General features: G+C 69.6%; 15 protein-coding genes. 7 read left to right on the forward strand and 8 right to left on the reverse strand.

Annotation, left to right across the window (positions count from 1 at the left end; genetic code table 11):
- Window positions 1-9: 9 nt before the first annotated feature.
- The gene (locus tag AC3WVS_RS09700; RefSeq protein ID WP_492318433.1) at window positions 10-891 is read left to right on the forward strand and encodes an ABC transporter permease; all 882 of its coding nucleotides are present in this window, start codon (window positions 10-12) and stop codon (window positions 889-891) included.
- Window positions 892-958: 67 nt separating this feature from the next.
- Complete coding sequence (locus AC3WVS_RS09705; RefSeq protein WP_492318434.1) at window positions 959-1729, forward strand: class I SAM-dependent methyltransferase; 771 nt, start codon at window positions 959-961, stop codon at window positions 1727-1729.
- A gap of 2 nt (window positions 1730-1731) precedes the next feature.
- Here AC3WVS_RS09705 and AC3WVS_RS09710 read toward each other — a convergent pair whose 3' ends face one another.
- Complete coding sequence (locus AC3WVS_RS09710) at window positions 1732-2100, reverse strand: helix-turn-helix domain-containing protein (RefSeq protein WP_492318435.1); 369 nt, start codon at window positions 2098-2100, stop codon at window positions 1732-1734.
- A gap of 161 nt (window positions 2101-2261) precedes the next feature.
- Window positions 2262-2495 (reverse strand): IclR family transcriptional regulator, encoded by a 234-nt coding sequence (locus tag AC3WVS_RS09715; RefSeq protein WP_492318436.1) that lies wholly within the window; start codon window positions 2493-2495, stop codon window positions 2262-2264.
- 447 nt (window positions 2496-2942) lie between these two features.
- On the opposite strand from AC3WVS_RS09715, the gene AC3WVS_RS09720 reads away from it, so the two are divergent.
- Both AC3WVS_RS09720 and AC3WVS_RS09725 read left to right on the forward strand, forming a co-directional pair.
- Window positions 2943-3692: an IclR family transcriptional regulator gene (locus tag AC3WVS_RS09720; protein ID WP_492318437.1), complete on the forward strand. Its 750-nt coding sequence runs from the start codon at window positions 2943-2945 to the stop codon at window positions 3690-3692.
- Between the two features lie 212 nt (window positions 3693-3904).
- Complete coding sequence (locus AC3WVS_RS09725) at window positions 3905-5158, forward strand: GGDEF domain-containing protein (RefSeq protein ID WP_454751066.1); 1254 nt, start codon at window positions 3905-3907, stop codon at window positions 5156-5158.
- A gap of 5 nt (window positions 5159-5163) precedes the next feature.
- On the opposite strand, the gene AC3WVS_RS09730 is transcribed toward AC3WVS_RS09725, so the two are convergent.
- Together AC3WVS_RS09730 and AC3WVS_RS09735 are read right to left on the reverse strand one after the other, a co-directional pair.
- Window positions 5164-6039 carry a citryl-CoA lyase gene (locus tag AC3WVS_RS09730; RefSeq protein WP_492318438.1) on the reverse strand — a complete coding sequence of 292 codons (876 nt, stop codon included), beginning with the start codon at window positions 6037-6039 and terminating at the stop codon, window positions 5164-5166.
- Window positions 6036-7235, reverse strand: coding sequence for a CaiB/BaiF CoA transferase family protein (locus AC3WVS_RS09735; protein WP_492318439.1), 1200 nt, complete (start codon window positions 7233-7235; stop codon window positions 6036-6038). Before AC3WVS_RS09735 ends, AC3WVS_RS09730 begins: the two co-directional genes overlap by 4 nt.
- Before the next feature lie 172 nt (window positions 7236-7407).
- Between AC3WVS_RS09735 and AC3WVS_RS09740 the strand changes: the two genes are divergently transcribed.
- Window positions 7408-8664, forward strand: a complete 1257-nt coding sequence (locus tag AC3WVS_RS09740) for an Hsp70 family protein (protein WP_492318440.1) — start codon at window positions 7408-7410, stop codon at window positions 8662-8664.
- A gap of 92 nt (window positions 8665-8756) precedes the next feature.
- On the opposite strand, the gene AC3WVS_RS09745 is transcribed toward AC3WVS_RS09740, so the two are convergent.
- From AC3WVS_RS09745 to AC3WVS_RS09760, 4 genes are all read right to left on the reverse strand, one after another.
- Complete coding sequence (locus tag AC3WVS_RS09745; protein WP_492318441.1) at window positions 8757-9449, reverse strand: phosphorylase; 693 nt, start codon at window positions 9447-9449, stop codon at window positions 8757-8759.
- Window positions 9446-11461, reverse strand: coding sequence for a squalene--hopene cyclase (gene shc / locus AC3WVS_RS09750; RefSeq protein ID WP_492318442.1), 2016 nt, complete (start codon window positions 11459-11461; stop codon window positions 9446-9448). The genes AC3WVS_RS09745 and shc overlap by 4 nt, the downstream gene beginning before the upstream one ends.
- Window positions 11462-11520: 59 nt before the next feature.
- The gene (gene hpnD, locus AC3WVS_RS09755; RefSeq protein ID WP_492318443.1) at window positions 11521-12390 is read right to left on the reverse strand and encodes a presqualene diphosphate synthase HpnD; all 870 of its coding nucleotides are present in this window, start codon (window positions 12388-12390) and stop codon (window positions 11521-11523) included.
- Window positions 12391-12617: 227 nt separating this feature from the next.
- On the reverse strand, window positions 12618-12821 hold the full coding sequence (locus AC3WVS_RS09760; RefSeq protein ID WP_010810931.1) for a cold-shock protein: 204 nt from the start codon (window positions 12819-12821) through the stop codon (window positions 12618-12620).
- A gap of 1004 nt (window positions 12822-13825) precedes the next feature.
- Between AC3WVS_RS09760 and AC3WVS_RS09765 the strand changes: the two genes are divergently transcribed.
- A complete protein-coding gene (locus AC3WVS_RS09765) occupies window positions 13826-16732 on the forward strand; it encodes a bifunctional glycoside hydrolase/polysaccharide deacetylase family protein (protein WP_492318444.1) in 2907 nt (968 codons plus the stop codon).
- Window positions 16695-20777: a tetratricopeptide repeat protein gene (locus AC3WVS_RS09770; protein ID WP_492318445.1), complete on the forward strand. Its 4083-nt coding sequence runs from the start codon at window positions 16695-16697 to the stop codon at window positions 20775-20777. The genes AC3WVS_RS09765 and AC3WVS_RS09770 overlap by 38 nt, the downstream gene beginning before the upstream one ends.
- Window positions 20778-20835 lie beyond the last annotated feature (58 nt).

The following is a 20835-nucleotide window of genomic DNA, read 5'->3' on the forward strand; positions in this document are numbered from 1 at the left end:
CATCGCATCATGACGCAACCGACACTGACACTGGCCGACACGCATCGGCCCGAATACGAACGCGAGCCTGAACCCTTCACCGAAGCCCCGCTTGCGCGCGCGCTGCCGTGGCACCAGCGCCTGTGGCAACACGGCTGGCTGCGCAAGGCGGTGATCCTGCTGGCGCTGGGGCTGATCTGGGAGCTGGTGGCGCGCGTGCAGGACAACGACCTGCTGCTGCCGTCATGCCTGGCCACGATGCGCGCCTTCGGCGACGCGGTGGCCAGCGGCGAGCTGCCGGGCAAGGCGGCGATTTCGCTGTCGGTGCTGCTGCGCGGCTATGCCGCCGGGATCGTGCTGGCGTTCGTGCTGACCTCGCTGGCGGTGTCCACGCGCTTCGGGCGCGATGTGCTGGACACGCTCACCGCCATGTTCAATCCGCTGCCGGCGATCGCGCTATTGCCGCTGGCGCTGCTGTGGTTCGGGCTGGGCACCAAAAGCCTGGTCTTCGTGCTGGTCCATTCGGTGCTGTGGCCGCTGGCGCTGAACATGTACGCGGGCTTCCGGGCGGTGCCGCCGACGCTGCGCATGGCGGGCCGCAACTACGGCCTGCGCGGGCTGCGCTATGTCGCGCTGGTGCTGGTGCCGGCGGCGCTGCCGGCGATCCTGTCGGGCCTGAAGATCGGCTGGGCCTTTGCCTGGCGCACGCTGATCGCGGCCGAGCTGGTGTTCGGCGCGTCGTCGGGGCAGGGCGGGCTGGGCTGGTTTATCTTCCAGAACCGCAACGAGCTCTACACCGACCGCGTTTTTGCAGGGCTGGCCGCGGTGATCCTGATCGGGCTGCTGGTGGAGGGACTGGTGTTCACCACGCTGGAACGGCTGACGGTGCGCCGCTGGGGCATGCAGCAGTAGCCGCCCGCTTGCCCTGTGCCGGCATGGGGCGTAGGCTACGCCTCCGGTACGCAACCGGAGCCCGCCCATGATCGCCATCCATCAGGCCGCCGCACAGGGATTCGCCAGCCAGGCCGATACTTACGCGCGCGGACGCCCCGAATATCCCGCTGAAATCGACGCCTGGCTGCGCGGCACGCTGGGCCTGCGCGCAGGCCGCACCGTGCTGGACCTGGGCGCTGGCACCGGCAAGTTCACGCGCCGGCTGGGGGAGACCGGGGCGACGGTGATCGCGGTCGAACCGGTGGCGCAGATGCGCGCTCAGCTGGCCGTGGCGCTGCCGTCGGTGCAGGCGCTGGAAGGCAGTGCCGAGGCCATTCCGCTGGCCGATGCCAGCGTCGATGCCGTGGTCTGCGCGCAGGCCTTCCACTGGTTTGCCAATGCGGGCGCGATGGCGGAAATCGGCCGCGTGCTGCGCCCTGGCGGCCGGCTCGGGCTGGTATGGAACGTGCGCGATGAAAGCGTGGACTGGGTGGCGCAGCTGACGGCCATCATGACGCCGTACGAAGGCGACGCGCCGCGCTTCTACAAGGGCGAATGGAAGCGGGTCTTTCCCGCCGGGGGCTTCGGGCCGCTGGCGCTGCAGCGCCTGCCCTACACGCATGTGGGGGCGCCGCAGCAGGTGATCGTGGACCGGGTGATGTCGGTGAGCTTCATTGCCGCGCTGCCGGCGGCGGAGCAGGCCCGCGTGCGCGCACGGCTGGAGGCGGTCATCGACGGACATCCCGCGCTGGCGGGCCGTGCCGAGGTTGCCTTCCCTTATCGCACCGAGGCCTATTGCTGCGAACGGCTGGCCTGACGCTATATCGTCGCCTGCCGCACCCAGAATGCGGCGCCGTGGCGTGCAATGGCGCCGGGCTCGGGTTCCCGGGCCGCCGCGGCACGCCGGCTGGCACGGATGCCGGCCTCGATCTGATCCCAGATGGCCAGCATGGCGACGACCTTGGGCAGTGCGGTCACGCCCGTGGATGTCGGCAGCCAGTCCGGGCTGCAAGTCCTGAACAGCGGCTTGCCGAGCGCGGCCTCGAGGCCGCGGATGTGGTAGTGCAGCCTTTGCGGATGGATGCGCAGCGCTTGCGCGGCGCGGACGGCATCACGGTGCTGCATCACTGCGACATAGGCGCGCAACGACAGGAAGCTGACGCGCCGGTTGCTGGATGGGTAAGCCATGGCTGGGCCGTGGCCGGGGCATGCTTGGCAGTTGACTGAAAGCACGGTGCCCGGCGAATCGAAAGGAAATCGATCGTAGCGGGACGCAGGCAGGCTGGAGGGTGCGGTTTTTCGAAATGATCCGGGGAAATTTCTGCAATGTGGGGTGGCGCGCGCCGGGCTCAGTGCATCGGCAAATGGCCGATCGCGGTCAGTGCCTGCACCACCTCGGGCGACAGGCGGCGTTCCCTGCATGGCACGCCCGCGGTCTCGAGCGTGGTCCAGAGGTCTGCGTCGCCGGTGACGATACGCTGCCGCAGCTGGGCCAGGTATGTGTACTCCGCGGAAGTCAGCGGGCGCGGGGCACTACGCAGGTCATCCAGGATGGCGCCAAGCGAGAGAGCGGGAACGGTCATACCAGGGTCGGGAAAAGCACGGCGGTGAGACATTGCAGCGAGGGTACGGAAAGCAGCGCAGGGATTGCGCGAAGGTCAGCAACACATGATTTTATCCACCCCGTGCAGCGGCTGCTGAATCAAAAGCAGGTAACTTTCCCTCTAATTCCGCTTGCAAACCGGGGAGTGGCGAGTACGCGCAAGCAATGTGGCGCATGCGGTAGCCGAGGGGGCGGCGAAGGCGCTTTGGCGGCGCCCCGGGCGGCGGCAGGTGCCGGCCACGGTGTTGCAGAAAAACGCCAGCGCGCCGGCCGGATACGCGAATGCATGCGGCATCTGTTGCGCGACCTCGCCGGACGTGTGCCGGGCCATTGACACGCGGCAGGGCGGATTGACAAGCCGGGGTGCGTTCTATACGTTGGCGCATCGTTCCGTCATCCGGTCCAACCAGGATCGCCGCCGTCAGCCATGCCACGCAAAGCCGCACAGGTTTCAGAAGCCGACAAGCACGCCGCCGCGGGCGGCGCCATCGCCGTGGACCGGGCGCTGTTCGTGCTGTCGGTGTTCCGTCTCGGCGATACCGCGCTGGGGCTGGCCGAGCTGGCGCAGCGCAGCGGCCTGTACAAGAGCACGCTGCTGCGCTTGCTGGCGTCGCTTGAGCACGCCGGGCTGGTGCGGCGCCAGTCCGACGGGCGCTATGGCCTGGGCCCCGAGGTGGCGCGGCTCAATGCCGTCTACGCCGCGTCGTTCTCATTGGAGGCGGTGGTGATGCCGGCGCTGCGCGAGCTGGTGCGCATCACGCGTGAAAGCGCGGCCTTCCATGTCGAGCAGGGCGAGCACCGGCTGTGCCTGTACCGCGTCGATTCGCCGCAGCCGGTGCGCGACCATGTCCGCGCCGGCGAACTGCTGCCGCGCGACCGGGGCGCCGGCGCGCGCGTGCTGCGCGCCTTTGCCGGCGAGTCCGGCACGCTCTACGAGCGCATCCGGCACGAGGGCGTGGCGGCACTGGTGGGCGACCGCAGCCCCGATCTTGCCGGGGTATCGGCGCCGGTGTTCGGTCCCGGCGATGTGCTGTGCGGCGCGCTGACGCTGACCTGCCCGGCCTCGCGCTACCGTGAAGGCTTCCGCGTCGATGTGCTGCATGCGGCGCGCGCGCTGACCCAGGCGCTGGGCGGCACCTTTCCGGACAGCATTGCGGACAACGCCGCCCCGGGCTGAGCCGCCGGGCTTGCGTGTGCCGCCGGCCCGACCCGGCTTGTCGGGGGTGCCACGCGCCTGCATGCGCGGGCTATCATGCGGCTGGCATTGAAAACAACGCACGTCACATTTTGTGAAAACAAGTGCGAGAGATGCCTGCGCCGCGCCCCTGTGGCCCGATGCCCGCCGCTCGATATGACGGCGCGGCAGACGGCATCCTTGAGGAAATCCCCGTGCACCTGGACCAGCAGACCATTGCGGTGGTGATGATGGTGTTTTTTTGCAGCACGCTGATTATTGCGGCGGGGCTGGTGTTCGCGCTGCGCGCGAGCGAGGCGGGGCGGCTGTGGGCGTTCGGGCACGTGCTGGTGTCGGCCGCGGGCCTGGCGCTGGCCATCAGCGCGGCCAGCGGCACCGGCCAGCTGGGCACGCTGGGAGCGTTGGCGTTCGTGGCTGGCTGGCTGCTGATCTACCGCGGCGTGCGGGTCTATTACGGCGTGCCGGCCCATCCCGCGGCGCTGGCCGCCGCGGGTGTGATCGGGCTTGGCCTGATCGCGGCCACCAGCGGCATGCCCGACGGGCAGCAGGTGGTGCTGCGCATCGTCTACGGCCTGCTGGCGCTGGTCTCGCTGGCCACCTTTGCCACGCTGGCGCGTGCCGGGCGCGGGCGCCGCAGCATCGGCGCGCCGCTGGTGCTGGTGGCCAGCCTGGTGCATCTGGCCACGCAGCTGGCCGGCTTCAGCCATGCCATGAACCTGCCCGTGGCGGGCGGTGCGGGCGCCGCGCCGCTGACGCTGTTCTTTGCCGGCCCGGCCGGCTCGGCCTGGCTGCTGGCGCCGCTGATGGCCACGCTGCTGGGCCTGTTCGGCTTCACCGTGATGGCGATGGAGCAGATCGTCGCGCACAACGAAAGCGGCGCGCGCGTGGATGCCCTGACCGGGCTGCTCAACCGCGGGGCGCTGGAGATGTCGGCACTGTCGCTGGTGGCGCGCTGGCAGCGCGACGGGCAGGCGCTGTCCTGCCTGGTGATCGACATCGATTATTTCAAGCAGGTCAACGATACCTTCGGCCATCACGCCGGCGACGCCGTGCTGCGCGAAGTCGCGCATGCGCTGGACAACTCGCGCCGCGCCTCGGACGTGGCCGGGCGCTACGGTGGCGAAGAGTTCTGCATCCTGTGCCCGCATACCGACGAGCAGCAGGCCTCGGCGCTGGCCAACCGCATCCTGCGCAAGGTGCGCGCGATTGAACTGCCCGCCGGGCGCGGCCATGCCAGCGTCAGCATTGGCGTGGCGCAGCTGCGCGGCGGCCCGGGCAGCAAGGAAGCGCTGTGGCGCCTGCTGTTTGCCGATGCCGACCGCGCCCTCTACCACGCCAAGGAACATGGGCGCGACCGCTACGTGCTGGCCTCGTCCATGGCGGCGCCGGCGGCCGCGAGTGCATCGCCGGCGCCGCTGCTGGAGCCAGAGCCCGACCTGGCCGGCTGAACCGGTTATGCCTGCCGGCCAGGCTCCGGCACGTCGCGCTGCGGCGCACCGTCATAGGTCCACAGGAACTGGCGCGGCATCGGGCCCTTGTTGCGCCCGCCCTCGCAGGTCTGCTCCCAGGCATGCGCCAGGATGCCGACCGAGCGCGACAGGCAGAACAGCCCCCGCGCCAGCGGTGCGGCAAAGCCCAGCTCGGCATAGATCACCGCGGTGGCGCCATCGATATTCATCGGGATGGGCTTGCCGCGGCCGGCACCCAGCGCCGCCTCGACCGCGCGCGCGATCCCCGCGTAGCACCCGCTGACCACGCCGTCGGCCGCGGCCTGGTCGACCAGCGCCAGCAGCCGCGGCGCACGCGGGTCGACCGGGTGGAAACGGTGGCCAAAGCCGGCAATGAACTTGCCGTGCAGGTCGCGGTAGTGCCGCAGCGCGGCGGTGACGGCGTCGTCCATGGCGCCGCCCGCATCCAGCCGCTGCGCCACGTCCTGGTACAGCGCCACCGCCTGTTCGCCGGCGCCGCCATGCACGTCGCCCAGCACGTTGACGGCGGAAGCCATGGCGTTGTTCAGCCCCACGCCGCAGGTGGCCGCCATGCGCGCGATGGCAATGCTGGGCGCCTGCGGGCCGTGGTCGACCGCGGCCATCAGCGCCGCGTCCAGCAGCTCGCCCTGGCCGGGGCCGGGCAGCTCGCCGCGCAGCATCAGCCAGATCATCTGCGCAAACGAGACCCGGCCGATCAGTTGTTCGATCGGGTAGCCGCGGTAGCGGATCTCGCCCGGGCGCATGTCGATGATGCCGGTGCGCCACCAGTCCTGCGACAGGCGCTGGCCCGGGTCCATGGCGTCATCCCGGGGCTGGCCGCTGGTTTCGATGCCGCTCATATCGCGCGCTCCTCGCTCAGTTGGTCGATGTCCGTATCGCTGTAGCCCAGGCTGGCCAGCACCTGCCGCGTATGCTGGCCCAGCTCCGGCGGCGGCGTGTCCACGGCCGGGGCCTCGCGGTTGAGCTTGAAGCCGGTGCGCACCACGCGGATATCGCGGCCCACGCCGGGCGCATCGGCAAACTCGCCGATCATGCCGCGCTCGCGCACCTGCGGATGCGCCAGCGACTGCGGCACGTCCAGCACCGGGCCGGCGGGCACGCCGGCGTCGGTCAGCAGCGGCCACCATTCGGTGGCCGGCTTCTTCGCCAGTTCCGCTTCCAGCGCCTGTGTCAGTTCGCCCCGGTTGGCCAGGCGCGCCTGGCGCTGCGCGAAGCGCGGGTCGGCGGCCAGCTCGGGGCGGCCCAGCACGCGGCACACGGCTTCAAACTGTTCCTGCTTGTTGGCGGCGATATTGAGCAGCCCGTCCGCGGTGCGGAAAGTGCCCGAAGGGCTGGCGGTCATGTTCTCGTTGCCCATCGGCGCCGGCACCTTGCCGGCGATCAGGTGGTTGGACACCACCCAGCCCATGGTGGCCAGCGTCGCTTCCAGCATCGATACGTCGATGAAATAGCCTTCGGTGCGCTGGTGGTCCGCCAGCGCCGCCGCCACCGCCAGCGCCGCGGTCAGCCCGCCGATGGTGTCCGAGACCGGATAGCCGACCCGCAACGGTGCGCTCTGCGCATCGCCGGTAATGCTCATCACGCCGGCCATGCCCTGGATGATCTGGTCATAGGCCGGCAGCCCCGCCAGCGGCCCGTCCTGGCCAAAGCCCGAGATCGCGCAGTAGATCAGGCGCGGGTTGTCCTGCTTCAGGGTCTCGTAGCCCAGCCCGAGCCGGTCCATCACGCCGGGGCGGAAGTTCTCCACCAGCACGTCGGCGCTTTGCACCAGCTTGCGGAACACCTCCTTGCCGCGCGCGTGCTTCAGGTTGAGGGTGACCGACTGCTTGCCTGGGTTCTGGGCCAGGAACGACACGCCCATCAGGCGCTGGTTCAGCTCGGCATCGGCGCCCAGCTGCCGGGCCAGGTCGCCGGTGCCGGGGGTTTCCACCTTGATGACTTCGGCGCCCAGGTGGGCAAGCTGGTGGCAGCAGAACGGCCCGGCCAGCACATTGGTCAGGTCGAGCACGCGGATATGGCGCAGGGGCTTTTTCATGTTCTGTACAACAGAATGATGATCTTTAACAGAGAACATGCGGAGGATAGGAGCCGCGTTTGGGCGTGTCAAGCCGGGCGCCTGGCCGGCACCTGCCATACAATGGCGCCCCGTCCGCGCGGCCTGCTGGCGCGCGGGCCTTTTTAGTGGTGTCTTGCAGGAAACGGAATCAATGATGTCAAACGCATGCGGCCTGGACTTCGGCACGTCCAACTCAACGGTCGGCTGGAGCCATCCGGCGCGGCCGGCGGCGCTGCTGCCGCTGGAGGACGGCAAGGTGACGCTGCCCTCGGTGATCTTCTTCCACGCGGAGGATCCGCTGGTCAGCTATGGCCGCGCCGCGCTGGGCGATTACCTGGCCGGCTATGAAGGCCGGCTGATGCGTTCGCTCAAGAGCCTGCTGGGCACCTCGATGATGGACGACAGCACCGAGGTGATGGGCCAGGCGATGCCGTTCCGCAAGCTGCTGGCGCACTTCATCCGCGAGCTGAAGACGCGTGCCGAGCAGGCCGCCGGCACGGAGTTTTCGCGCGCCGTGCTGGGCCGCCCGGTATTCTTCATCGACGAGAACCCGGCCGCCGACCAGCTCGCCGAAGACACCCTGGCCGAGATCGCGCGCGACGCGGGTTTCGGCGAGATCGCGTTCCAGTACGAGCCGATCGCCGCGGCCTTCGACTACGAGGCCCGGATCACGGGTGAGGAACTGGTGCTGGTGGCCGACATCGGCGGCGGCACCTCCGACTTCTCGCTGGTGCGCCTGTCGCCCGAGCGCGCCGCGCGCAGCGACCGGCGCGACGACATCCTGGCCAATGGCGGCGTGCATATCGGCGGCACCGACTTCGACCGCGCGCTCAGCCTGGCGCGCGCAATGCCGCTGCTGGGCCTGGGCAGCGCGCTGCGCAACGGCAAGGCGATGCCGTCCAGCCAGTATTTCGACCTGGCCAGCTGGCACACCATCAACCTGGTCTATACGCGCAAGGCGTGGTCGCTGGTGATGGACAACTACCGCGACGCGGCCGATACGGTGAAGCTCGACCGCCTGGTGCGGCTGATCCGCGAGCGCGCCGGGCACTGGCTGGCGATCCAGGTGGAAGCCGCCAAGATCGCCTTGTCCGACGCCGGCAGCACCGACGTGGACCTGCACCGGCTGGAGCAGGGGCTGACGCTGACCATCACGCGCGACGAGTTCGATGCGTCGATCGACAAGCTGGTGGTGAAGACCGAGCAGACCGTGCAGAAGCTGCTGGTGGATGCCGGCGTGGATGGCGCCGCGGTCGATACCATCTTTTTCACCGGCGGCTCCAGCAGCGTGCCGCTGCTGCGGCAGCGGCTGGCGGCGCTGTTGCCGCAAGCGCGTTGCGTGGAAGGGGACCGGTTCGGCAGCATCGGCAGCGGGCTGGCGCTGGATGCGGTGAGGAAGTTTGGGTGAGGGGCAGGCTACCGGTTGCCGTTGGAGTTTAGCGGCCTGCTTGTTTGCTCCCTTCTCCCGCCTGCGGGAGAGGGAGCATTTCATCGGCCAGTTCAGGTGTCAGCTTGCTGCGTCCGCACATCGCGCAAGCCGTATTCGTCCCCCAGCGCCAGCCGGGCCGCCCGCAGCGCGCCGCGCGCGGCCGCGGCATCGCCCGCCAGCCGCATCAGCGCCGGCAGTTCCCACGGCGCCCGCAAGAGCCCGCCCAGCACCGCGCCCACATCGGTCTTGCCATCTTCACCCATGCCCGCCGCCGCGGCAGCTGGGACCGCGCGGCTGGCCGGGTCGATCACCACGCGGCAGGCCGCGAACGGCAGCCGGCAAGCCGCCGCCATGCGCGCGGCGAGGTGCGATTCCATGTCGACGCAGAGCGCCCCCGTGGCCCGGTGCAGCATCTGCTTGGCGGCGACCGAAAGCACCGGCTGGTCCGCGCCGGCAAGTATCCCGACCCTGGCATGCGGCAGCGCCGCGTGCATCGCCCGGGTCCAGGTCATGTCGGTGTCGTAGCGTTCGACGGCCGCGCACACCGAGTCCGCCAGCACGAGGGCGCCCGGCGCCAGCGCGGGATCCAGCCCGCCCGCCACGCCAAAGCTGAGGATACCCATGCAGTGCCGGCTTGCCATCGCGGAAACGCCTTGTTCCAGTGCAAGTCCGCGCAGGCCGTGCACCACGCGGCAATGCGGGCCGGCGGCGATGCGCGCCTCGAACGCCATGCCGGTGACGACCAGCACGAAAGGTGCCGTCACAGCCCCCACGACACCTGCGCGCCGCCGCGCTGCAGGTTGCGGTAGCGCGCCAGCGCCCACAGCGGGAAGTAGCGCGCATAGCCGTGATAGCGCAGGTAGAACACGCGCGGAAAGCCCACCGCGGTGAAGCGTGGCTCATGCCACAGGCCGCCGGATTGCTGCGTGCGCAGCAGGTAGTCGATGCCGCGCGCCACCGCGGCGTGCTGCGCGGCGCCGGCTGCCATCAGCGCCAGCAGCGCCCACGCGGTCTGCGAGGCCACGCTGGGCGCGGGCTCGTAGCCGCGGTAGTCGAGCCGGTAGCTGCTGCCGTCCTCGCCCCAGCCGCCGTCGGCGTTCTGGATCTGCTCGAGCCACGCCACGGCGCGGCGCATCTCGGGGGCTTCCGGTGCCAGGCCCGCCGCGTTCAGCGCGCACAGCGCGCTCCAGGTGCCATAGACATAGTTGGTGCCCCAGCGGCCGAACCAGCTGCCGTCGGGCATCTGCTCGGCCAGCAGGTAGCGCAGCGCGCGCGCGGCGGGTTCGCTCTTGCCCGGCGTGGCGCCGATCTGGCACAGCATCGACAGGCAGCGCGCGGACACGTCCGCGGTGGGCGGGTCCAGCAGCGCGCCATGGTCGGCAAAGGGGATGTTGTTCAGGTAGAGATGCGTGTTCTCGGGCTCGAACGCGCCCCAGCCGCCATCGCCGCCCTGCATGCCGACGATCCACTCGGCGGCGCGCGCCACGGCTTCGTCATAGCGGCCCGGCATATCGTGGGCGCGCATGTAGCGGTTCATCGCGGCGGCCACCACGGCGGTGTCGTCCACGTCCGGGTAATAGGCATTGGCGTACTGGAAGGCCCAGCCGCCGGGGCGCACCAGCGGGCGGCGCACGGCCCAGTCGCCGCGCACGTCCAGCACCTGCAGCGGCCTGAGCCAGTCCAGGCCGCGCCCGGCCGCGGCCGTCGCGCGCGCCTCGCCGGTTTCCAGCAACGCGTGCGCGGCCAGCGCTGTATCCCACACCGGCGACAGGCACGGCTGGCAATAGGCTTCGTCGCCGTGCTCGACCAGCAGCCGCTCGACGGATTGCCGCGCCAGCGCGCGCGCCGGGTCGTCGGGCGGCACGCCCAGCACGTCGAACATCATCACGCTGTTGGCCATTGCCGGGAAGATGGCGCCCAGGCCGTCCTCGCCGTTGAGCCGCTCATGCACGAAGGCCTGCGCCGCGGCAATGGCGCGCCGGCGCAGCGTGCGCGGGAAGAGCGGCTCGGTCACGCGCAGCAGCGCGTCCAGGCCGCGGAACACCGTGTACCAGCCGGCGTGCTGGTGCGCCGCGCGCGGCGGCAGCCCCACCGTATGGCAGTTGCCGACGAACAGCTCATTGATGCCGACCCCGCGCGGGTTGCGCGCCTGCGGGCGCAGGCTGTTCAGCACCAGCAGCGGCACGATCACCGTGCGCGCCCAGTACGAGACCTTGGACAGGTGGAACGGAAACCACTGCGGCAGCAGCATGATCTCGACCGGCATCATCGGCACCGCCGACCATGGCATCACGCCGTACAGGGCCAGCAGCGTGCGCGTGAATACATTGCTGGCCTCGGCGCCGCCCAGCGCGTGGACGGCCCGGCGCGCGCGCTGCATGTGCGCGGCCTGGGGGTCGTCGCCGGCCATCTTCAGCGCGAAATAGGCCTTTACGCTGGCGCTGACGTCGGAGCGGCCTTCATGGAACAGCGGCCAGCCGCCATCGGGATTCTGGATGCGGCGCAGGTAGCGGGCCAGGCGGGCTTCAAGCTCCAGGTCCGGGGCTTCGCCGAGGTAGTGCACCATCAGCACGTATTCGGCGGGAATGGTGGCGTCGGCTTCCAGTTCGCAGACCCAGTGGCCGTCGGGGCGCTGCTGATGCAGCAGCGCGTCGATCGCGCGGCCGATGCCGTGGTCAAGTGCCTGCGCGGCGTTGCGCGGCGCGGGGCTGTCCCCCGCGCTGGCCGGCGCGATCCGTGGCACTGCCGTGGCAAAGGCGGTCTCGTTCATCGACATGCAGACTCCTTGTGCCGGCGCACGGCGCGGCCGCGCCCGGCATGCATCGGGTGCAGCGCTCAGCCAATGGCGTGGCGCAGCACGATCCAGAGCAATTGGGCGCGCGGCAGGCGCACGCGCTGGCGCGGCGCGCGCCAGCCCTGCGTGCGCAGCCGCGCCAGGATGCAGTGGTAGACCTCGGCCATGATGCGCGGCGAGCGCACCTGCCGCGACGGGCAGCGCGCCATGATGGCGTAGGCCTGGTCGTAGTGCGCCTGGGCCTCGCGCGCCACGGCCGCGCAGGCCTGGCCGACGGCGGGGTGGGCCACCACGGCCTGGGGCGTGTCCGCGCCGATGCCGGCCGCGGCCAGCGCTTCTGCCGGCAGGTAGAGCCGGCCGATGGCGGCGTCTTCGTCGATATCGCGCAGGATATTGGTCAGCTGCAGCGCGCGGCCCAAGTGGTGCGCGAGCGCGATGCCGCACGCTTCTTCCAGGCCGAACACGCGCACCGCCAGCCGGCCGACAGCGCTGGCGACGCGATCGCAATACAGGTCGAGGGTGGCCGCGTCGGGGGCGCGGATGTCCTGCACCACGTCCATGGTCATGCCGTCGATCACGGCAAGGAAATCCTGCTGCTGCAGGTGGAAGGCGCGGATCTGCGCGCTCAGCGGCTGCAGGGCGCGAGGCGGATTGCCGGTGTAGCAGGCGGCGATGTCGTGGCGCCAGGCATCGAGTGCGGCAAGGCGCTCGGCGTGCGGTGCGTTGCCGTCGGCGATGTCGTCGACCGCGCGGCAGAACGCATAGATCTCGAACATGGCCTGGCGCTGCGCTGGCGGCAGGATGCGCAGCGCGGCATGGAAGGAACTGCCGGCCGAGGCCGCCGGGCCCGCCTGGCTGCCGTGGTCGGCGGCGACAGGGGTGTCTTGCGTTGCGATTTGAGTACCGGCCACGTAACTCCTCGACACGCTGCATACCGTCCCGCACTGATCGCGCAGCATCCGTGCGCGCCCACTGGCGGGAGGGCGGTTGTGGGTCGGCCGATTATAGCAATTTCACCCGTCGCAAGATTGCCGCAGCGGCGGCCCCGGTGCCGGCGCGCCAATAAAAAAGCCCCGCGCCGAAGCTGCGGGGCTTTCCTTCCGGCCGGTCCGCTGGACCGGCCCGGCATCCACCGGTATCAGAGGGCCTGAATCTTGGTGGCTTGCTCGCCCTTCTGGCCCATGGCCTTGACGTAGCGTACCTTCTGGCCTTCCTTCAACGACTTGAAGCCATTGCCTTCGATTGCGGAGAAGTGCGCGAACAGATCGTTGCCGCCTTCATCCGGCGTGATGAAGCCGAAGCCCTTGGCGTCGTTGAACCACTTAACGGTACCGGTTTCCATATCTATCTCAACCTTGAATTTCAAAATGAGCGAAAACGCTCGTTATACACCGTGTGCAACGCACCCAGCGGATCCTTTTTATGTTCCCCGCCAGCGCATTCCATATGACTTCGATATGTCGCTGTCGTGACAACCGAAAACGTCACGGAACGACAACACCAAAAGACACACCGCATGGGCGCTGCACAAGTGGGAATCATTCTGCCGAATTTTCCCGGCGTGTCAATCAGGCTAAGCGCCTAATCATGATGAGAGGTTCCGATAGGAGATATTAGCGTTTTCTACTTCGGCTTCAGTTCAGTGAATTCCCTGATTTTTTTATCGTGGGTTTGGTTGTGCGTGCACCGCCAGCGAGCGCGATGCCACGCCGCCGTGCATAATGGCTGTCGTCCGGTGCATGGGCGTGCCATCTTTTTTACAAATTCTTACGGCGCCCAATCCCTACCGCGTTCGGGGGAAGCCGGCGCGGCCCGGATATATCATTATGCTGACAATAAAGGCCAGGCCGGTGGCCGCGCTCGCGTCGTGCACAGACATACATGAGCGCGCCCACTGTATGCGGGCCCATACATAAAAGTTCTGAACGGGGAATCCATCATGGTGTTTCAAACCTAGCTGTCCGGAATTTCGGTTGCGGACAGCGTCACCACCCGTCGCGCACGGGGCCTGGACTGTTTCCGTTGTTTGCATTTGAGCCGCGCCCGCCGTACGCCCGTACCGCAAGCGCGGCTGACGCGCGCCCAGCACGGTGGCGCGTTAACGCGCGAGCCGGCTCAATGTCTCAGTGTTGGGACAATTGTTGACAATGTGATCCATGCGTCTGTCCTAGCATTCGTTTCCGGATACCATCAGATTTTTCCGATTCTGAGATCCACAGTCGGACACAAGGCGGCAGCGACCGCCTCAGAGAATGTCGTGCGTGAGGCACTTGCCGGCGTGCGCAGACAAGAGGAAGCAAGCCTGTGAAGCAGCTGGAGGAAGCACAAGGGAACCGGGGCGGCCGCATGCCGTTCCGATCGGGGTGGGTAGGGATGCGCATGGCGCAGCGGGTGCAAGGCATCGCGCTGGCGCTGGCCCTCGGGGCGGCGACGGCTGCGGCCGCGCCGGCGCCCGCGGCGCAGGCGCCATCCATGCCGTCGATCGCCTTGCACTACGGCGCCAAGCCGCCGGTTGACGCTCTGCAAGCCTTCGACATCGCCGTGGTCGAGCCCGACAGCGGCTTCGACCCGCGCCAGGCGGCGACGCCGGCCACGGCCTGGTTTGCCTATGTCAGCGTCGGCGAGGTGCTGGAGAGCCGCGCCTACTTCAAGGACATCCCCAAGGCCTGGTTCGTCGGGCGCAATGACGCCTGGAACGCGCCGGTCATCGACCAGGCAGCCGACGGCTGGCCCGCCTTCTATGTGGACAAGGTGATCGCGCCGCTGTGGCAGCGCGGCTTCCGCGGCTTTTTCCTCGATACCCTCGATTCCTACCAGCTTGCCGCCAGGACCGACGCCGAGCGCGCACGGCAGGAAGCGGGGCTGGTGCGCGTGATCCGCGCCATCAAGGCGCGCTACCCCGAGGCGCGCCTGGTCTTCAACCGCGGCTTCGAGATCCTGCCGCAGGTGCATGACCTGGCCTATGCCGTTGCCTTCGAGTCGCTGTTCCGCGGCTGGAACCAGGCCCAGGGCCGCTATGTCGACGTTGCGCAGGCTGACCGCGACTGGCTGCTGGCGCAGGCGCGCACCATCCGCGAGCAATACCGCCTGCCGGTGATCTCGATCGACTATTGTCCGCCGGCTGACCGCCGCTGCGCACGCGAAACCGCGCAGCGCATCCGCGCGCTGGGGATCACGCCCTATGTGGCCGATCCCGGGCTGCAGACGGTTGGCATCGGCAAGGTCGAGGTGCTGCCCCGGCGCGTGCTGGTGGTGCAGGAGCGCCGCCCCGGGGTGTCGATCGACGATTCCGAGGGTGTGCGCTTTGTCTCGATGCCGCTCAACTACCTTGGCTATCGCGTGGATTTCGCCGAGACCAGCGAGGACCTGCCCGAGATCGGGCCGGACCGCTACGCCGGCGTGGTGGTGTACCTGTCAGGCAATGTCACGGCGCAGCCGGGACGCTTCCATGCCTGGGTGCAGGCGCGCATGGCGCAGGGCATGCCGGTGGTGTTCCTCAACGACTTCGGCACCAGCGTTAGCGGCGCGGTGGCGCGCAGCTTCGGGCTGAAGGCAGTCAAGGGCCGCGTGTCGGGCCCGGTCGAGGTGCTGGCCAAGGACCGGATGATGGGCTTCGAGATGCCGGTGGCCCCCGACCGCACCCAGGCCGAAGCGATCCAGGTGCCGGACGGCGCCGGCTACCGTTCGCTGCTGCGCCTGCGTTCGGGCACGCTGACCTATGACGCCGCCGCGATCACGCCGTGGGGCGGCTATGTGCTGGGGCCGTACGCGGTGCGCCAGAGCGGCAACGGCAACGGCCAGAGCCGCTGGGTGGTGCAGCCGCTGGACTTCCTGCGTGAGGCGCTGCGCCTGCCCGCCATGCCCGTGCCCGATGTCACCACCGAGAACGGCCGGCGCCTGCTGACCATCCATATCGACGGCGACGGCTTTGCCTCGCGCGCCGAGATTCCCGGCGGCGGCTTCTCCGGCGAGGTGCTGTTCCGCGAGATCTTCGACCGCTACCGGCTGCCGATGACGATGTCGGTGATCCAGGGCGAAGTCAGCAAGGACGGCATGTACCCCAGGCTGAGCGCCGAGCTTGAGCCGATCGCGCGCAAGATCTTCGCGCAGCCCTATGTCGAGGTGGCCAGCCATACCTTCTCGCATCCGTTCGAGTGGTCGCGCACGGTGCCGGCACAGCCAGGGCAGCCAACGCAATCCAGCGGCGCCGCCGTGGTCGAGGGCGACGAGGCCTTCCACCTGAGCATCCCCGGCTACAGCATGGACCTGAACCGCGAGATCGGCGGCTCGATCGACTACATCAACCGCACGCTGGCGCCGGCCGGCAAGCCGGTCAGCATGCTGCTGTGGTCGGGAGACTGCCAGCCGCCGGCCGAGGCGCTGCGGCTCACCGAGAAGGCGCGCGTGCTCAACATGAACGGCGGCGATACGCTGATCACGCGCAGCAACCCGAGCTGGACCGCGATCGCGCCGCTGGGCATCAACAAGCCCGGCGGCACCTTCCAGGTGTTTGCGCCCAACCAGAACGAGAACGTCTACACCAACCTCTGGCACGGCCCGTTCTATGGCTTCGAGCGCGTGATCGAGACCTACGAGCTGACCGACAAGCCTTATCGCTTCAAGCCGGTCAACATCTACTACCACAGCTATTCGGGCACCAAGGCCGCGTCGCTGAAGGCGCTGCGCAAGGTCTATGACTATGTGCTGGCGCAGCCGCTGCTGCCGCTGCACTCGACCGACTACGTGCGCAAGGTGCTCGACTGGCAGGACATGGCCGTGGCGCGGGACGTGGGCGATGGCCAGCCGGGCGGCACCGGTGCCGAATGGATCGTGCGCGGCGACGGCAACCTGCGCAACCTGCGCTGGAGCGGCGCCGGCATGCCTGACGTGGGCGCGGCGCATGGCGTGACCGGCACCTCGCCGGCACCGGGCGGCGGCGTCTACCTGCACCTGGATGGCGGCGATGCGCGCTTCGCCGTGCGCGACACAGTCACCGCCCCGGCCGCGCCGCAGCTGGCCGAAGCCAACGGCATCGTGCGCGACTGGTCGCAGCGCGATGGCGTCACGCGCTTCGCCTTCAGCGGCTATTTCAAGCCATTCTTCCGTCTTGCCAACGCCGGCAACTGCCGTGTGAGCGTCGATGGCAAGCCCGTACAGGCCGTCCGCGAGCGCAACACGCTGCGCGTGGATACCGCACCCGTCACCGATCCGAACCATGCCAGGCAACAAGTCGAAGTCCGCTGCGCCGGTTGAGCGCGAGCGGCTGCTGCCGCCGGCGCTGGTGCTGACTTTCACCGCGATGGTGGGGATCGGCCTGGCGCTGATGTTCCCGCGCGAGACCCTGCGCGAGCGCCTGCTGGGCCAGGGCCGCACCATCGACGGGCTGACCATGGCCTACCTGGAAGCCTGGTGGAAGGTCACGCCCGACGACCCCGGTTTCATGGGCGTGCTGGCCGAACAATACGCGCGCACCGGCCGGCTGGAAGAGGCGCAGGCCATGCTGGCGCGCATGCAGGCGGTGCAGGGCACCGACCTGTCGGGCCAGATCCTGCGCACGCGCATCGAGATCGCGCAGCAGCGCGCCTGGGCCGCGCTGCCGGATACGCCCGAGCGCGAACAGAACCTGGTGCAGCTGCGCAGCCTGCTGGACCAGGCTGCCGCGCGCAGCTGGGGGCTGGCCGACCTGCAAACGCTGGCCACACAGTCGCGCCAGGCCGGCGCGCAGGACGCGATGCGCAAGTTCTATGCGGCGCTGGCCAGCCAGGACCGCAACAACGCGGCCTTCTGGAACCGCCAGCTGGCCGACATGGCGATCGCGGGCGGCGACTATCGCAACGCTGCCAACGCCTTGTTCGCGCAGCAGGCGGCCGCCACCACGCTGGCCGAGCGGCGCGCGCTGTTCCTGAAGGCGGTGCAGACGCTGCAGTCAGGCAACCTGCTGGACGAAGCGCTGGCGCAGGCCGAGCGCCACGGCGGCAAGCTGCTGGACGATCCGGAGGTGCTGCGCTACCTGACGAAGCTGGCGCTGGCGGCCAACAAGCCGGAGCAGGCCAGCCGCTATGTCGAGCGGCTGCTCAAGGTCTCGGCGCGCACGCGCGATGCCGGCGCGGCGGCGCTGGCCGCACGCCAGGCCGAGGCGCGGCGCATCGCCGCCAGCCAGCCGTGGGCCGAGCGCGGCCTGGTCTTCCTCGACGGGCCGCGCGGCCTGGCCTTGCGTGAAGCGCTGGCCGCTTCCGGCCAGCTGGGTACGCGCAAGATTGCGGCGCAAGCTGCTGCGCCCGCGCAGGCGCCGGCGGAGCCAGCCGACAAGCCGTTCAACGCCGACGACTACGAACTCGCCTATCGCGTGTTCCTGTCGGCCGGCAAGCTCGACCAGGCGCAGCGCGTGGCCGAGACCGCGGTGCGCCGGCTGCCGGGCGAGGCGATCTGGCGCGAACGGCTGGCGCAGGTGGCCGAATGGAACCGCCAGCCGGCCGTGGCCCTGAAGAGCTGGCTCGACTATGCCCGCGCCACCAACGACGAGCGCGCGTGGGATGCAGTGATGCGGCTCGCCCCGGGCCTGTCCGACGATCGCGCCTACCTGGCCGCGCTGCGCCACCGCGCGGGCGGCTCGGACCTGAAGACCGTGGACGAGGTGGTGGCCGCCTACGAACGCCTGGGCGAGCCGGAAGAGGCCATGCGCTTCCTCGAAGGCCTGAGCCACGGCCCCAGGGCGCGCGAAATCTTGGAACGTCACGCCGCCCTGGCCGAGCGCGCCGGCAAGGACGAGCGCGCGTTCCAGATCTATACGCAGCTGCAGCAGCGCTTCGGCCCGCGCCCCGCCTATGCGCTGAAGCTCGCCAACCTGCTCTATGTGCGCGGCAAGCTGGCGCAGGCGCTGGACGCCATGCTGCCGGCGCGTGCCACGGCCGGGAAGGATGACATCCTCTACTGGCGCACCTTTACCGAGCTGGCGCGGCTGAACCAGCGCGACGACCTGCTCAAGGACGGCTATCGCCAGCTGATGCTGGCGGCGGCGCAGACGCAGGACGAGCACTGCATGGAGATGCCGGCGGGCCCGGCGCGCAACGACTGCCTGGACGAGGTCCGCGACACGCAGGAGGCGGATTTCTCCAACCTGATCGCCTACTACGACAAGACCCCGATCGACGCCGGCCGCATCGCCGAGGCCGACTGGCGCCGCGGCGGCAAGCCGGAATCGCTGGAACTGGCGCTGTACTACTACACGCGTGCCCACGCCTACCGGCGCATCGGGCGCCTGTTGCAGGACATGACGCCCGAGCAGCGCCAGGCGGCAGCGCAGTCGAGCCGCTTCCTGATGCGGCGCGCGGAGTACTACCGCGTGACCGGCCAGCGCGACCAGGCCCTGGCCGACCTGCGCCGCGCCGCGGGCCTGCGCGATGCCGACAGCGAAACGCTGGCGGCGCTGCTGTGGACGCTGGTCGACCAGGGCAGCGACACCGAGGTGCGCGCGGTGATGCGCCGCGTCAAGGACGACGCGGAAGACAACCCCGACCTGTGGGGCGCCTTTGCCGCGGGCCATATGCGCTTCCAGGACGGGCGCGCGGCCATGCACTACCTGCGCAAGCTCAACGACGGCAAGAGCGCCGACCCGCTCTGGCTCAGCCTGATGGCCGATGCCTATGAAGCCATCGGCCAGACCGACATGGCCTGGCGCGTGCGCCGCCAGGCCTGGATCGACCTGCACCACGGCTGGTCCCAGGGCGGGGTGCGCTATGCCCGGCTGCGGCCCGATAACACCGACGGTGACGAAGAGTACGAGAACGAGTCCGGCGCGCCTTCGCGCGCGGACCTGCGCCGCCAGACCGTGGCGCTGGGGCAGATCTTTGCCTCGGGCGAGGTCTCGCGCGCGCTGGTGATCCAGATGCTGCGCGCGGACCGCGCTTCCACGGCGGCGCGCGAACTGGTGCCGCCGCTGGCGGGCGCGCCGTCGCAGCTGGGCGAGGTGGCCGGGCTGCCGCCGCTGCGCGAGCCCGCGTCGGCGGAGGTCGCACGCAATGCGGCCCGCCGCGATGCCGCGCTGTCCGCTGCCGGGCGCGATGCCGCGCTGGCATGGGCGATGTCGGCGGAATCCAACGAACTGGCGCGAAGCTGGCTGGCCCGCCAGTACGTCAACCGGCTGCAGCGACCGGCCTATGCCGAGGTGGCGATCGCGCTGGACCGGCAGGACATGAACAGCGTTGACCGCATCCTGGAGCGCCAGGCCGGCCGCGTGCCGGTGGCCAACCAGATCGAGGCCAACCAGCGCCTGGACCGCATCAGCAGCGCGCAGACGCTGGCCTTCGAGACCCAGGAACGGGCCCGTTCCGACGACACGCTGCAGGACACCCTGCAGGAGACGCTGCTCTACAACGCCCAGGCGATCGAGCCGCGCGTGAGCTTCATGCACCAGAAGCCGCTGGAGTACACCGAAGGCAGCCTCGCGGGCGGCGTGCGCCTGTGGGACGGGTATGACCTGAACCTGCGCGGCACCTGGCGCGACCAGCGCAGCACCGATCCGCAGCAGCTGGTGAACGTGCCGTCGTCCGACCGGCGCGCCGACCTGTCGCTGGGCTATCGCGACAACAGCAAGCGCTGGCGTGCCACGGCAGGCTACCGCGAGGGACTGGACACAATGGCGACCGCGCGCTTCTTCGGCGAGTGGAACCAGCAGGGCCGGCTGCAGTTCAGCACGCTGGCCGGGCTGAACCAGCCGGCCGATGAATCGGCGCCGCTGCGCGTGGGCGGGGCCAAGGACGTCGTGGGGCTGGGCGCAACCTGGCGCTTCGGCCTGCGCGAGTTCGTCGGCGCGCGCATCGAGTACAGCAGCTTCCGCGGGCAGGACCGCAGCGCGCTCGGGCATGGCATGGTCTATGACGTCGAGGCCGGCTACAAGATCCGCACCTCGTATCCGGACTACACCGTGCGCGTGGTCGGCACGCATGCCAACTACAGCGCCAACGGCGGCAGCCTGACGCCGCGCATGGCGTCGCTGGTGCCGGTCGGCGACGAAGCCACGCCGGCGTTCTACATGCCGCAGGGCTTTACGCAGGCCGGCGTGCTGTTCGGCTTCGGCACTGAGCTGCTGGACGAGTACACACGCAAGTGGCGGCCGTTCGGTGAAGTGGGGCTGCTGCGCGACACGCGCGCACGGCAGAACTTCCGCGTGCAGGGCGGGGTGGCCGGATCGGTATTCGGCAATGACCACCTGGCGCTGTATATCTCGCACGAGACCGCGGCGCGCAACGGTGGCAGGCCGCTGACGGAACTGGGAATGCGCTATCGCTGGCTGTACTGAGCCGGCGGCAGCGGATGGCAGGGATCGGGTAACAACAGGACATGGAAAAGGGGATGAA

This window comes from Cupriavidus sp. CPT47-8839-RL05A (genome assembly GCF_058792255.1).